The sequence below is a fragment of the Rugamonas brunnea genome (genome assembly GCF_014042345.1).
Lineage (GTDB): Bacteria > Pseudomonadota > Gammaproteobacteria > Burkholderiales > Burkholderiaceae_D > Rugamonas > Rugamonas brunnea.
Genome location: NZ_JACEZT010000027.1, coordinates 16,504 through 29,814, shown reverse-complemented (window position 1 = coordinate 29,814; position 13,311 = coordinate 16,504). Strand labels below are relative to the sequence as shown.

Below are 13,311 nucleotides of genomic sequence, written 5' to 3'. Positions count from 1 at the left end.
ATTGATTATGCATAAATTACTGATCGTGCCGACCATGGCCCTGGCATTGGCCGGCTGCGCCACCCAGTCCACTCGCGACACCTACGACAAGATCGGCGCCGAGCTGGCGTCGGCTGCCGCAAAACCGGCCGCGCCGTCGCAGAACGATGCCGTGGCCAGCGCCTTGCTGCCGCCTGCCGCCCAACTGGCCGAGCAATTGCCCAAGTCGCGCACGGTGCTGGAGGAGCGTTTCAACGTCTCATTCAACAACGTGCCGGTGCAGCAGTTCTTCAATTCGCTGGTGGCCGGCACCCGCTACAACATGCTGATCGATCCCAACGTCAGCGGCACCATCACGGCCAACCTCAAGGATGTGACGCTGTTCGAGGCGCTGGATGCGGTGCGCGAACTGTATGGCTACGATTACCGCGTGGAAGGCAGCCGCATCTACATCCGTCCGCTGACCATGCAGACCCGCATGTTCCGCGTCCAGTATCTGAATGCGACGCGCAAGGGCAGTTCCAGCCTGCGCGTGACGTCCACCTCGGTGGCCAACGCCGGAACCAGCAATAGCGGCGGCCAGAATAATCAGAACAACCAGAATAACCAGAACAACAACGTCCCCACCGATCCCGCCAATCCAACCGCCGGCGGTCAGCGCCAGCGCGACGCGAGCAACGTCAGCACCGCGTCGAACAGCGATTTCTGGGGCGAGCTGAAGGATGCGCTGGAAGCCATCGTCCCGGTGGGCAAGGATGGCCGCAAGGTCGTCATCAGCCCGCAATCGGGCGTGTTGTTGATCAAGGCCATGCCCGATGAACTGCGCAGCGTGGACCAGTACCTGAAAGCGACCCAGCTTTCCGTCGACCGCCAGGTGATCCTGGAAGCGAAGATCCTGGAAGTTGAACTGAACAGCGGCTACCAGACCGGCATCAACTGGGCCGGCTTCGCCAACTTCCGCGACGGCCATGGCAACAACAAGATTTCGGGCGGCTTCCTCACGCCCGGCACCTCGCTCAATCCGCTCAACTCGCCGCAGACGGCCATCGCCAGCGCGGGCAAGGGCGGCATTACGGCCACCACCGGCGTGTCGCTGGGCAGCGCGGCCGACGCGGCCGGCTCGCTGTTCGGACTGGCGTTCCAGACCAGTAATTTCGCGGCCCTGATTTCGTTCCTGGAATCGCAGGGCACGGTGCACGTGTTGTCCAGCCCGCGCATCGCCACGCTGAACAACCAGAAAGCCGTGCTGAAAATCGGTACCGATGAATTCTTCGTCACCGGCGTGAGCACCACCACCACCACCAACGGCACCGGCAGCGGCGTGGTGTCGCCCAGTGTGACGCTGCAGCCGTTCTTCTCCGGCGTGGTGCTGGACGTGACGCCGCAGATCGACGACCATGGCAACGTGACGCTGCACGTCCACCCGTCCGTGAGCCAGGTGTCGACCGTGAACAAGGGCATCAACCTGGGCACGGCGGGCAATTTGAGCCTGCCGCTGGCCGCCTCGTCCACTTCCGAAATGGACAGCATGGTGCGCGGCCAGGATGGCCGGGTGGTCGCGATTGGCGGCCTGATGCGCCAAGCCACGACCACCGACCGTTCGCAGGTGCCGGGCGTGGGCAATGTGCCAGTGCTGGGCGCGCTGTTCCGCAACACCAGCGACGTGATGCAGAAGCGCGAACTGGTGGTGCTGATCAAGCCCACCATCGTGGCCGAGGGCAGCGACTGGAACGAAGACTTGCTGGAGACGGGCCGCCGCGTCAAGGAGCTCGACCCGCGCGGCCTGAAGGAGCGCAACTGATGATGTACTTGCAGCACTTCGGCCTGAAGGAGGCGCCGTTCGGCATCACGCCCGACACCAGCTTCTTCTTCACCAGCCCGCATTCGCAGGAGGCGCTCAACACCTTGCTGGTGGCGGCCCGCAGCGGGGAAGGCTTCATCAAGATCACCGGCGAAGTCGGCACGGGCAAGACGCTGTTGTGCCGCAAGTTCATCACCACGCTGGGCGAGGAATTCGTCACCGCCTACATTCCCAATCCCTATCTGGAACCGCGCTCGCTGATGCTGGCGCTGGCCGATGAACTGTCGCTCACGCTGGCGCGCGACGTGGACCAGCACCAGTTGCTCAAGGCGATCACCTCGCGCCTGATGGAACTGGCGGCGCAGGACAAGCGCGTGCTGCTGTGCCTGGACGAGGCGCAGGCGATTCCGCTGGAGAGCCTGGAAGCCTTGCGGCTGCTGACCAACCTCGAAACGGAAAAGCGCAAGCTGCTGCAAATCGTGCTGTTCGGCCAGCCGGAATTGAACCAGCATTTGCAGCTCGATTCCATCCGCCAGCTGGCGCAGCGCATCACCTTCCACTACCACCTGGGACCGCTCACGCGCGACGACATGGAATATTACCTGGCGCACCGCCTGCGGGTGGCGGGCTTTACCGGCAGCCGGCTGTTCAGCCGTGGCGCCATCAGCGTGCTGTACCGTGCCAGCGGCGGGATTCCCCGGCTGATCAACATCATGGCCCATAAGTCGCTGATGCTGGCGTATGGTCAGGGCAAGCAGCAGGTGGCGCGCAGTCACGTGCAGCTGGCTGCTGCCGACACCATCGGCGTGCGCCGCGCGCGCTGGCCGTGGATGGCCGCCCTTGCCACCAGTGCGCTGGTGGCGGCGTGCGGATTGACGTGGGCGCTGAACAAATGAGCCTGATTAACAAGATGTTGCAAGATCTGGACGCGCGCGGCGGCAAGCCCGGCGCGGCGCCCGGCGAACAGGAACTGCGTCCCGTGGCTGCGCCGCGCAAGCGCATGCTGCCGGTGTTGTTGGGCGTCGGCGCCGTGGGGATGGTGGGGTTGGCGGCGGGCAGTTGGTGGGGCTGGCATTATTTCACCAGCCACACCGTGAAGCCACGCCCGGCGCCGGTGATGGTGGTGGTGCCGCAGGCGCAGGCGCAGGCGCCGGCGTCTGCGCCCGCGCCCGCGCCGGCGGCGGCCTCCGAGCAGGCGTCGGTAGTCAATGCCGGCGGCGATGCTGCCGCTGTACCCGCTCCTGCGCCCGTGGCAGCCGCTGCCGAGATGGCGGTTCCCGCAAGTCACCTTGCCGGAGCGTCCGCCCCCGCACGTCACCGAGGCGCGGACACGACCGGGCCTGTCTTGAGCGACGACGTGGACAGTGCTGCTGCGCCGCGCCCACACCAGCGCAAGCATGACGCGCACAAGCACGACGCGCGCGAAGCCAACGCGCACAGCAAAGCGGAACGTCACAAGGACGGGCTGGCCAGCCGCCACGGCGAGAAGGCCAAGCCACAGTCCAAGCCGGCGAACAAGGAGGAGGGCGCGCAGGCGGCTGGAGGCGTCAGCCGCGACCTCGGCCCGGCTCAGCTGGCTGAAAACCGATACCGCCGTGCGCTGCAGGATTTGCAGGAAGGCCGCAATGCGGAAGCGATGGCGGAATTACAGCGGGCCGTCGAACTTGCCCCACGCCACGAGGCAGCGCGCCAGACGCTGGTCACGCTGCTGATCGAGAACCATCGCACGGACGAGGCGATCCAGCAGTTGCAGCAAGCGCTGGCACTGGACGCCCGCCAGCCGGACATGGCCATGCTGCTGGCCCGTCTGCAACTGGAAAACGGCGGTCCCGCGTTGGACACCTTGCTGCGCACGCTGCCCTATGCGGGCGACAACGCCGAATACCAGGGCTTTGTGGCCGGCGTGCTGCAACGGGCGCAGCGCCATGGCGAAGCGGCGGAGCACTATCAAGCCGCGTTGAAGCTGGCGCCGCAGAAAGGTGTGTGGTGGATGGGCCTTGGCATTTCCCTGCAAGCCGAAAAGCGCCTGCCCGAAGCGCGCGTCGCCTACACGCGCGCCAAGGCAGCCGGCGGCCTGACGCCCGAATTGCAGGCCTTCATCGACCGCAAGCTGGAAGCGCTGGGGCGTTGACACCGGTTTTGGCGCCGGTTGTCGTCGCTACAGGCTGGCCTGTGCGCCCCAGATCTGTTTCATGCTGAAGCGTACCGCCGCTTCATCCTCGCTGAGTACAGCCGCGATGGCGCACTGCGCATCCTGCGTGCTGCGGGGCGCGGCCGGCGTCAGGACGATGCCGGCGCCGTCGCGCAGGCTGGATATGCCGAGCGCGCCATTGCCGCTGCGTTGGCGTACCACGCCGATTTCACCATTCTGCAGGCGCACCAGGCAGCCGGGCGGGTAGCTGCCCAGCTCGCGCGCGAAATGCTCGGCCAGCTCCTTGTCGACCGGGATGGCGGGATCGGTGAGTACCGCCTGCAGGGCCTGGTCGGGCAGGATGGAACAGCGGTAATTGCGGGCCGACACCTGGGCGCAGTAGCGGTCGGCCAGGCTGATCAGCTTGGCGTTCTGCGTCACGGCGGGACGTGCCACGCCGGCCGGATAGCCGCTGCCGTCGTCGTTCTCATGGTGCAGCAGCACGCAGGAAATCCATTCCTCATCCTTGACTCCGGCGCATTTGAGCAGGTCGGCGCTGTCTTCGGGATGGCGCCGCACGATGGCCATTTCCTCGCGCGTGAGCGGCATGCGTTTGTTCTGGAAGGTGTCATGGTGGCGCAGCATGCCCACGTTCATGGTCAGCGCGGCGGCTGTGACGGTCAGGATTTCCGCCGGCGGCTTGCCCATGCCGCGCGCGACGACGACCACCACCACGGCCGTCTCGATGCAATGACGCACGGCATAGGTGCCGGCGATCTGGGCCAGGAAGATGCAGGCCAGGGCGATGTCGGGATTGAGTTCGACGGCGGCGATCACGTCGCGTGCGATGTCGCGCAGTTCCGCTTCCGCGTTGTGCTCGTTGCGCAGGTCGCGCAGCATGCGTTCGAGCCGCCGGTTGCACTGGTTGAGCTGGTGCAGCACCGAGGGCGGCGGTTCTTCCTCGGCGAACAGGCCGGCGTCGATCAGCGTGTGCAGCTGTTTGTCGTCGGCCGCGATCTGGCCCTTGTGCAGCAGCGGGCGGCCGCCCGAGTCGGCGCCGAACAAGTCCCACCGCAGCGGCTCGCCCAGCACCAGATCCTTGAGGGTAATGCGACGTTGCACCATGATCTTTCCCGTCCTGCTGGCCTGCCTGCGCCCGCATGGGGGACCGGCAGGCTGATTTTTATAGGCTGGTCAATCGCTGCAAGGCGAGTGCCAGCGTCTCCTCTTTCTTGGCGAAGCAGAAGCGGACGATGCCCGACTCCTGGCTGCGCTGGTAAAACGCCGAGACCGGAATCGCGGCCACTTTCACTTCGCTCGTCAGCCACTCCGCGAACAGCGCTTCGGGCAGCGACGAAATGCGTTCATAGCGCACGCACTGGAAATAGGTGCCGTCGGCCGGCAACAGTTCGAAGCGGCTGCCCCTCAGGCCGTCGCGGAACAGGTCGCGCTTGCGCTGGTAGAACGCGGGCAATTGCTGGTAGGGCGCCGGATCTGCCATGTAGCCGGCCAGGCCGTGCTGCATGGGGGTGTTAACGCTGAACACGTTGTATTGGTGGACCTTGCGGAACTCGGCGCTCAGCGCGGCCGGCGCGGCTACGTAGCCGACCTTCCAGCCGGTGACGTGGTAGGTCTTGCCGAAGCTGGAGACGACGAAGCTGCGCGCCGCCAGTTCCGGGTAGCGGCACATCGATTCGTGGCGCTGGCCGTCGTAGACCATGTGTTCGTACACTTCGTCCGACAGGATCAGCATGTTGGTGCCGCGCACGATGTCGGCCAGCGCTTGCAGGTCGGCCGCGCGCAGCACGCTGCCGGTGGGGTTGTGCGGGGTGTTGACGATGATGAGCCGGGTGCGCGGCGTGACGGCGGCGGCCACCTGGTCCCAGGGCACGCGGTAGCCGTCCGCGTCCACCGTCATCTGCACCAGCACCGGCACGCCGCCGGCCAGCGCGATGGCGGGCAGGTAGCTGTCGTAGGCCGGTTCGATCACGATCACTTCGTCGCACGGGTGGACGCAGCACAGGATGGCCGTGGTCAGCGCCTCGGTGGCGCCAGCCGTGACCGTGATTTCCGTGTTGGCGTCGTACTGGTGGCCGTAGATCGCGGCGATCTTGGCGACGATGGCGGCGCGCAGCGCGGGCACGCCCGTCATCATCGGGTACTGGTTATGGCCGCCGCGCATGGCTTCCGTGACCAGGTCCACCAGCGCCGGCTCGCACGCGAAGTCGGGGAAACCCTGGCCGAGGTTGACCGCGCCCGATTCAGCCGCCAGTTGCGACATGCGGGTGAACACCGTCGTGCCCACCTTGGGCAAACGGCTGGTCAGGGCGGGCGTGACGGGCGGGTGGTGCGGCTGGTTCATGACGGAGTGCAAGTGATGGGCTTGTGCTTATTCTAGCGCAGGGCACCAGCACGCGTGTTGCCAAAAAGGCGGCCTGGCGAGCCGCGCGGGACTGCCGGTATCAGCCTTCGAGCGACCAGGCTTCCGGAACCATCACGCGGAACATGCCGGCCTTGGCCAGCCGGCGGGCCAGCTTGAGCAGCGCCTTGTCCTTGGTGATGAGGATGTCGGCCTGGGCGTCGCGCGCCAGTTCCAGGAATTTCTGGTCGTCGCGGTCGCTGCACACGGGCAGGCGCACGCCGGAGACGGGCGGCGCCACCACCTTGATCAGCGCGTCGAAGCGCGCTTCGCTCACGGGACGGCTTGCTTCGTCCAGCGGCAGGTGGGGGTAGTGCAGCACGACCCGGTATTCGGCGCGGCAATCCTCGCGCGTGATCGCTTCCACGGCGCCGCTCTCAATGGCGGCCAGCAGCGCGGACCAGCGCGGGTCGTTGAAGACGAACAGGTCGAGGCAGACATTGGTGTCTAGCACGATGCGTTTCGGTGGAACAGGTATCATGTCGGCAATTCTGTAAATGTGTTGTTCTGGATTCTTATGCTGATAGTGCTTTCGCCCGCCAAAAGTCTCGACCTGGAGACGCCTCCCACCACCAAGTTGCAAACCACGCCAGATTTTCTCGATCACTCGGCCCAGTTGATAGCCCGCCTGCGCGAATTCTCGCCGGCCGAAGTGGGCAGCCTGATGGATATCTCCGACGCGCTGTCGCACCTGAACGTGACCCGCTACGCTTCGTGGTCGCCAGACCCGGCGGAAGGCCGGCAAGCCGTGATGGCCTTTAACGGCGACGTCTACGCCGGCTTGCAGGCGCGCACGCTGACGCCGGGCCAGCTCGATTATGCGCAATCGCGCATCCGCATCCTGTCCGGCCTGTACGGCATGCTGCGCCCGCTGGACATGATCCACCCGCACCGGTTGGAGATGGGCACGCGGCTGGCCAATCCGCGCGGCAAGGACTTGTACGCGTTCTGGGGCGACACCATCACCCACGCGCTAAACCGTACGGCCGAGGAGAAGGGCGCGAAGACGCTGGTCAACCTGGCGTCAGAGGAATATTTCAAGTCCGTCAAGCCGCGCCAGTTGGCGATGCCGGTCGTCACGCCCCAGTTTGAGGACTGGAAGAACGGCAAGTACAAGATCATTTCGTTCTATGCCAAGCGGGCGCGCGGGTTGATGGCCCGTTACGCGGCCGTCAACGGCATCACCGACCCCGAGCGGCTGAAGGACTTCACGGTCGATGGCTATGCCTTCCATGCGGAAGATTCCAACGCCAAGACCTGGATCTTCCGCCGCCGCGTGGCTGATTGACCCAAACCGGGGTCAATCCATCCTAACGCCAAGCTCTATGCGTCGTTCCCGCCTGCGCGGGAAGTCGTTGCTCCGGGGGAGCAACGACAATCTTCTTTACCAGATCTTCCACCAGTGGCGCTCGGCCTTCACGCCTTCGTCGAGGAAAGCGGTCTTGGGGTAGTTCAGCTTGAGCACGCGCAGGGTGTCGTCGCGCAGCACGGTCATGCCCATCTTGTCGTAGCCACGGTACATGATGTACAGCGCTTCCTCGATGGCCGGCGAGTCGCGGTAGTCGTTGACGGCGCCCATGGCGCGGTTGACGGCCGCCAGGTAGGCGCCACGACGGTAGTAGTAACGCGCCACGTGCACTTCATACGACGCCATCGCATTGATCAGGTATTTCATGCGATCGATGGCGTCGGGCGTGTATTTGCTGTTCGGGAACTTGTCGACCAGGGCCTTGAAGGCGGTGAACGCTTCACGCGTGGCCTTCGGGTCGCGCTCGGTCGGGTCCTGTTCGTAGACAAAATTCAGGAAGCCGATCTGGTCGTTGAAGTTGATCAGGCCGCGCAGGTAGTACATATAGTCGACGTTGGCGTGGTTCGGGTGCAGCTTGATGAAGCGCTCCACGGCCGCCAGCGCCTGGGCCTGGTCTTGCGACTTGTAGTAAGCGTAGGCGATTTCCATCTGCGCCTGTTGCGCGTAGGTGCCGAACGGATAGCTCGCTTCCAGCTTCTCGAACAATTGCACCGCACGTTCGTAATGTTGACCCTCGAGTTCTTCCATCGCCTCCGAGTATAATTTCGAAGCGCTCCAGCCTTTGGTCTCATCGACTTTCTCGGGCAGGAGACCGCAACCGGACAAACCAAGCAGAACGACAGTTGCTGCGACTACCGATAATTTTTTTTGCATAAAGTTGTGCAAGAAGCTGTTTAACCAAAGTTTTACAATGGGCTGATTATAGCCGATGGGAATGCTGTGATATTAACTCCAAAGCCGAATCCGGCCGATTCTACCTCCGATACGGAATTTGACCATGATTTCGAGGGCGAGCTGCTGGCCGATGACGGCGACGACGGCCTGGCGCCGATCGAACTGCAACTGACGTCCGACGTCTGCGGCCAGCGTCTCGACAAGGTCATTTCCCACCTGGTGCCGCAATTCTCGCGCGGCCGCCTGCAAATGTGGATCACGGACGGCTTCGTCACCGTGGACGGCAAGCCTGCCCGCAGCACCAAGGATACCGTGTATGGCGACGAGCACATCGTCATCCTGCCGCAGCCGGCGCCCGAGGACGTGGCCTTCAAGCCCGAGCCGGTGCCGCTGAATATCGTGTACGAGGACGAGCACCTGATCGTCATCAACAAGCCGGCCGGGCTGGTCGTGCATCCGGGCGCCGGCAACTGGTCGGGCACCCTGCTCAACGGCTTGCTGCACCATTGCCCGCAGCTGGCGGGCGTGCCGCGCGCCGGCATCGTGCACCGGCTGGACAAGGATACCAGCGGCCTGATGGTGGTCGGCAAGACGCTGCCATCGCAGACCGACCTGGTGCGCCAGCTGGCCGCCCGCACCGTCAAGCGCGAGTATTACGCGCTGGTGTGGGGCACCCCGCGCCAGAGCGGCACCATCGACGCCTCCATGGGCCGCCATCCGAAGGACCGCATCAAGATGGCCGTGTCCACCAGCATGGGTTCCAAGCCCGCCATCACGCACTACGAAGTGCTGGCGTCGGGCGAGCTGGACCGCCGTCCCGTGAGCCTGGTGCAGTGCCGCCTGGAGACGGGCCGCACCCACCAGATCCGCGTGCACATGATGTCGATCGGCTTTTCGCTGGTGGGCGACGTTACCTACGGCAAGCAGCACCTGGCCAACATCTTCCCGCGCCAGGCGCTGCAGGCGCGCCGCCTGGGCCTGGTGCATCCGGCCACGGGCGAGCACTGCGAGTGGACGGTGCCGCTGGCCGACGACTTCGCGGAACTGATCGCCAAGGCCGGCATCGCCGAACCGGGCCGTGAGCCTGATGACGAGGCGGGCCAGGACTGATGCCGGACCATCCATCGTGGCTGATCCCCCACTGGCCGGACCTGCCGGCCGGCGTGGGGGCGCTGTCCACCACCCGCCAGGGCGGCGTGAGTCCTGCGCCGTACGATGACGGGGCGGGCGGGGGCGGCCTCAATCTTGGCGTGCACGTCAACGACACGCGCGCGCACGTGCTGGAAAACCGCGCCCGGCTGCGCGCCGTGCTGCCGGCCGAGCCGGCCTGGCTGACGCAGGTGCATGGCACGGTGGTGGCCGACGCGGCGGCCGTCTCGGCGGCCCAGGCGGCCGGCGCGGACAACTACGCCGGCGCGTTCGAGGCGGATGCCAGCATCGCCACCACGCGCGGCGCCGTGTGCGTCGTGATGACGGCCGACTGCCTGCCCGTGCTGTTCTGCGACCGGGCCGGCACGGTGGTGGCGGCGGCGCACGCGGGTTGGCGCGGGCTGGCTGGTGGGGTGGTGGGCCGCACCGTGGCGGCCATGCGCGCGGCCGGCGCGGACGAGATTCTTGCCTGGCTGGGACCGGCCATCGGCCCGTCGCAGTTCGAGGTGGGCGCCGATGTGCTCGATGCCTTCCTGGCCGGCGCCGCCGATGCGCAAGGCCGGCAGCGGGTGCACTCGGCCTTCGTCGCCAGGCCCGGCCAGCCCGGCAAATACCTGGCCGACATCTACGCGCTGGCGCGCCACATGCTGCGCGCCGATGGCGTCGAGCGCGTGGCCGGCGGCGAATACTGCACGGTGACGGACGCCAGCCGCTTCTATTCCTACCGGCGCGACCGCGTCACGGGGCGGCAGGCGAGCCTGGTGTGGCTCAAATGAGGGCGGGGGCGGCCGCTTCAGTCCTTGGCGGGTTGATCCCCGCCAGCTTCGCGGGCCGCCATCCGGGCCGCATGGGCCGCCTGTTCCTGGGCCACACGGCGCGCCTTGCGCTTGCGCGAGCCGGCCAGATAGAACAATATCCCCAGTGGCACCACGCAGTAGAACAAAAACGTTACAATCCCGGCAACAACGGTGGGTTCCGTCAGGGCCATCAGCCCCACGACGTAGATCCATGCGATAGCGACAATCAGCATAAGCAGTCTTGGTAAGAAAATTTAACTATTTTTAGGGAATCACACATGAATTTGCCCGATCCTCAAGTCATTGCCAACGCATGGATGTCGCACCTGCGCGACCCCGGCCAATGGCAATCCTGGTTCAAAATGGTGCCGGAGGCGGAAGCCAACCCGGTCGCCGCGCTGCTCAAGGAAGTGGGCGCCGCCATCGAACCTGAAACCATCGAGCAACTCAAAAACGATTACATGGCCAATGTCGGTGAGCTGTGGCAGCAGTTCATGGCCGGCAAGCCGCCAGCCATGGCCGACCGCCGCTTCACCACGCCGGCATGGCAGGGCAGCGCCATGTCCTCGTTCAGTGCAGCATCATACCTGCTTAACGCCCGTTTCCTCACCGCCATGGCCGACGCGGTGGACGCGGCGCCCCAGCAGAAGCAGCGCATCCAGTTCGCCGTGCAGCAGATTGTGGACGCCATGTCGCCCGCCAATTTCCTGGCGACGAACCCGGAAGCGCAGCAGAAGCTGATCGAAACCAAGGGCGAGAGCCTGGCGCGCGGCCTGGCCAATATGCTGGCCGACATGAACAAGGGCCATATCTCGCTGTCGGACGAGACGGCGTTCGAAGTGGGCCGCAACCTGGCCACCACGCCGGGCCAGGTGGTGTACGAGAATCCGCTGTTCCAGCTGATCCAGTACACGCCTGCCACGGCCACCGTGCACCAGCGTCCGCTGCTGATGGTGCCGCCGTGCATCAACAAATACTACATCCTCGACCTGCAGCCGGAAAATTCGCTGGTCAAGTACGCGGTGGAGCAGGGCAATACCGTGTTCCTCGTCTCGTGGAGCAATCCGGATCCGTCGCTGGACAAGACCACCTGGGACCAGTACGTGGACCAGGGCGTGATCGAGGCCATCCGCGTGGTGCAGGAGATCTCGGGCCAGGACCAGATGAACATGCTGGGCTTCTGCGTGGGCGGCACCATCATTTCCACGGCGCTGGCCGTGCTGGCCGGCCGTGGCGAACACCCGGCCGCCAGCCTGACCCTGCTGACCACCTTCCTCGACTTCAGCGACACGGGCGTGATCAGCGTGTTCGTCGATGAAAGCCAGGTGGCCATGCGCGAGAGCATGCTGAGCAAGGGCGGCCTGATGAAGGGCAGCGACCTGGCCAGCACCTTCTCCAGCCTGCGTCCGAACGACCTGGTGTGGAACTACGTGCAGTCGAACTACCTGAAGGGCAACGAGCCGCCGCCGTTCGACCTGTTGTACTGGAACTCGGACAGCACCAACCTGCCTGGCCCCATGTTCTGCTGGTATCTGCGCAACACCTACCTGGAGAACAGCCTCAAGGTGCCGGGCAAGCTGACCGTGGCCGGCCAGAAAGTTGACCTGGGCAAGATCGATGCGCCCACCTTTATTTACGCGTCGCGCGAAGACCACATCGTGCCGTGGACCTCGGCCTACGGTTCGCTGGGCATCCTCAATCCGGGCAAGGGCAAGGCCAACCGCTTCATCCTGGGCGCCTCGGGCCACATCGCCGGCGTGATCAATCCGGCTTCCAAGGGCAAGCGCAGCTACTGGGTCAACGACACGCCCGCCAAAGGCGGCAAGAACGCCAAGCCGGTGGCGGCCGAAGACTGGTTCGCTGGCGCCACCGAGCACAAGGGAAGCTGGTGGCCGCAGTGGGCCGAATTCCTGGCCGAACATGGCGGCAAGGACGTGAAGGCCCCGGCCCAGCATGGCAATGCCAAGTACCAGCCGATCGAGGCGGCGCCCGGCCGCTACGTGAAGGTAAAGGCCGGCTAAGCACTGGCGCACCGCGCGGGGCTGCGCTTTGGCCCCGCGCGCGCCGCGTCAATTGGTTGCCTGCAATTCCCGTTGCGTTGCAATAAAAGCTCAAAAGTTATAAGTGGACGTGCATATACCAGTTTTTCCACTCTATAATAGGCAAAGTAGGCGGGTGGGAAAGCGGACCGAAGTTCGCTTTTTTTTCGATTTGTTAAAGTACGCGCTGCGGCGCAATAAGTGGACTTGTGATGAGTAGTGCGAAAAAAAATGCAGACCGTTTGATCAAGAAATATCCCAACCGCCGTCTGTATGACACGCAGACCAGTTCCTACATCACCCTCACCGATGTCAAGCAGCTCGTGCTCGACAACGAAGAATTCACGGTGGTCGACGCCAAGACCAATGAAGACCTGACCCGCAGTATCCTGCTGCAGATCATCCTGGAAGAAGAAGCGAGCGGCGTGCCGATGTTCTCCAGCGCCGTGCTGGCGCAGATCATCCGCTACTACGGTCATGCAATGCAGGGTATGATGGGCTCGTATCTGGAAAAGAATATCCAGGCCTTCACCGACATCCAGCGCAAATTCACGGGCAGCACCTTCGAGGGCAAGCCGTTCAGCCCGGAAATGTGGACCCAGTTCATGAATGTGCAGGGGCCGATGATGCAGGGCATGATGAACAACTACATCGACCAGAGCAAGAGCCTGTTCGTGCAGATGCAAGAACAGATGCAGAACCAGAGCAAGACGATATTTGGCGCCTTCCCGTTCGTGCCGACCCCGCCGACCGACAAGAAGTAATCCTCGTCCCGCGCGGCCAGACGGCACAG

The 13,311-nt window shown here is 64.7% G+C and carries 13 protein-coding genes; 8 read left to right on the top strand and 5 right to left on the bottom strand.

Translation table 11 applies throughout. The features are described 5' to 3' along the window. Positions 1-7 precede the first annotated feature (7 nt). The 3 genes from mshL to H3H37_RS24295 are packed head-to-tail and all read left to right on the top strand — an operon-like array spanning position 8 to position 3,911. Entirely contained in the window at positions 8-1,780 is a 1,773-nt protein-coding gene (mshL, locus tag H3H37_RS24305) for a pilus (MSHA type) biogenesis protein MshL (RefSeq protein WP_182167387.1), read from the top strand. A gap of 2 nt (positions 1,781-1,782) precedes the next feature. Then, positions 1,783-2,676 (top strand): ExeA family protein, encoded by an 894-nt coding sequence (locus H3H37_RS24300; RefSeq protein ID WP_182167414.1) that lies wholly within the window; start codon positions 1,783-1,785, stop codon positions 2,674-2,676. Then, entirely contained in the window at positions 2,673-3,911 is a 1,239-nt protein-coding gene (locus H3H37_RS24295; RefSeq protein WP_182167385.1) for a tetratricopeptide repeat protein, read from the top strand. Before H3H37_RS24300 ends, H3H37_RS24295 begins: the two co-directional genes overlap by 4 nt. Positions 3,912-3,938: 27 nt before the next feature. Here H3H37_RS24295 and H3H37_RS24290 read toward each other — a convergent pair whose 3' ends face one another. From H3H37_RS24290 to H3H37_RS24280, 3 genes are all read right to left on the bottom strand, one after another. Continuing rightward, positions 3,939-5,036, bottom strand: a complete 1,098-nt coding sequence (locus H3H37_RS24290; protein ID WP_182167383.1) for an HD-GYP domain-containing protein — start codon at positions 5,034-5,036, stop codon at positions 3,939-3,941. A gap of 58 nt (positions 5,037-5,094) precedes the next feature. Then, complete coding sequence (locus tag H3H37_RS24285; RefSeq protein WP_182167381.1) at positions 5,095-6,273, bottom strand: pyridoxal phosphate-dependent aminotransferase; 1,179 nt, start codon at positions 6,271-6,273, stop codon at positions 5,095-5,097. Positions 6,274-6,373: 100 nt separating this feature from the next. Continuing rightward, positions 6,374-6,811, bottom strand: coding sequence for a putative toxin-antitoxin system toxin component, PIN family (locus H3H37_RS24280; protein WP_182167379.1), 438 nt, complete (start codon positions 6,809-6,811; stop codon positions 6,374-6,376). Positions 6,812-6,847: 36 nt separating this feature from the next. On the opposite strand from H3H37_RS24280, the gene yaaA reads away from it, so the two are divergent. Further along, positions 6,848-7,618 carry a peroxide stress protein YaaA gene (gene yaaA, locus H3H37_RS24275; protein WP_182167377.1) on the top strand — a complete coding sequence of 257 codons (771 nt, stop codon included), beginning with the start codon at positions 6,848-6,850 and terminating at the stop codon, positions 7,616-7,618. A gap of 96 nt (positions 7,619-7,714) precedes the next feature. Here the strand turns inward: yaaA and H3H37_RS24270 are convergent, their stop codons facing one another. Then, positions 7,715-8,512 (bottom strand): outer membrane protein assembly factor BamD, encoded by a 798-nt coding sequence (locus tag H3H37_RS24270; protein WP_182167375.1) that lies wholly within the window; start codon positions 8,510-8,512, stop codon positions 7,715-7,717. 66 nt (positions 8,513-8,578) lie between these two features. Here H3H37_RS24270 and H3H37_RS24265 point away from each other — a divergent pair, with 66 nt between their 5' ends. Both H3H37_RS24265 and pgeF read left to right on the top strand, forming a co-directional pair. Beyond that, a complete protein-coding gene (locus H3H37_RS24265; RefSeq protein ID WP_182167373.1) occupies positions 8,579-9,643 on the top strand; it encodes an RluA family pseudouridine synthase in 1,065 nt (354 codons plus the stop codon). Continuing rightward, a complete protein-coding gene (gene pgeF, locus H3H37_RS24260; protein ID WP_182167371.1) occupies positions 9,643-10,458 on the top strand; it encodes a peptidoglycan editing factor PgeF in 816 nt (271 codons plus the stop codon). The genes H3H37_RS24265 and pgeF overlap by 1 nt, the downstream gene beginning before the upstream one ends. 17 nt (positions 10,459-10,475) lie before the next feature. Here the strand turns inward: pgeF and H3H37_RS24255 are convergent, their stop codons facing one another. Further along, positions 10,476-10,712 (bottom strand): hypothetical protein, encoded by a 237-nt coding sequence (locus H3H37_RS24255; protein ID WP_182167369.1) that lies wholly within the window; start codon positions 10,710-10,712, stop codon positions 10,476-10,478. Positions 10,713-10,757: 45 nt separating this feature from the next. Between H3H37_RS24255 and phaC the strand changes: the two genes are divergently transcribed. Together phaC and phaR are read left to right on the top strand one after the other, a co-directional pair. Further along, positions 10,758-12,500 (top strand): class I poly(R)-hydroxyalkanoic acid synthase, encoded by a 1,743-nt coding sequence (phaC, locus tag H3H37_RS24250; protein WP_182167367.1) that lies wholly within the window; start codon positions 10,758-10,760, stop codon positions 12,498-12,500. Positions 12,501-12,730: 230 nt separating this feature from the next. Continuing rightward, entirely contained in the window at positions 12,731-13,282 is a 552-nt protein-coding gene (gene phaR / locus H3H37_RS24245) for a polyhydroxyalkanoate synthesis repressor PhaR (RefSeq protein ID WP_182167366.1), read from the top strand. Positions 13,283-13,311 lie beyond the last annotated feature (29 nt).

Coding starts and splice junctions, on each gene's coding strand:
- H3H37_RS24295 (WP_182167385.1), top strand. CDS start 2,673: ATGAGCCTGATTAACAAGATGTTGCAAGATCTGGACGCGCGCGGCGGC.
- phaR (WP_182167366.1), top strand. CDS start 12,731: ATGAGTAGTGCGAAAAAAAATGCAGACCGTTTGATCAAGAAATATCCC.
- mshL (WP_182167387.1), top strand. CDS start 8: ATGCATAAATTACTGATCGTGCCGACCATGGCCCTGGCATTGGCCGGC.
- phaC (WP_182167367.1), top strand. CDS start 10,758: ATGAATTTGCCCGATCCTCAAGTCATTGCCAACGCATGGATGTCGCAC.
- H3H37_RS24270 (WP_182167375.1), bottom strand. CDS start 8,512: ATGCAAAAAAAATTATCGGTAGTCGCAGCAACTGTCGTTCTGCTTGGT.
- H3H37_RS24285 (WP_182167381.1), bottom strand. CDS start 6,273: ATGAACCAGCCGCACCACCCGCCCGTCACGCCCGCCCTGACCAGCCGT.
- H3H37_RS24300 (WP_182167414.1), top strand. CDS start 1,783: ATGTACTTGCAGCACTTCGGCCTGAAGGAGGCGCCGTTCGGCATCACG.
- yaaA (WP_182167377.1), top strand. CDS start 6,848: ATGCTGATAGTGCTTTCGCCCGCCAAAAGTCTCGACCTGGAGACGCCT.
- H3H37_RS24280 (WP_182167379.1), bottom strand. CDS start 6,811: ATGATACCTGTTCCACCGAAACGCATCGTGCTAGACACCAATGTCTGC.
- pgeF (WP_182167371.1), top strand. CDS start 9,643: ATGCCGGACCATCCATCGTGGCTGATCCCCCACTGGCCGGACCTGCCG.
- H3H37_RS24255 (WP_182167369.1), bottom strand. CDS start 10,712: ATGCTGATTGTCGCTATCGCATGGATCTACGTCGTGGGGCTGATGGCC.
- H3H37_RS24290 (WP_182167383.1), bottom strand. CDS start 5,036: ATGGTGCAACGTCGCATTACCCTCAAGGATCTGGTGCTGGGCGAGCCG.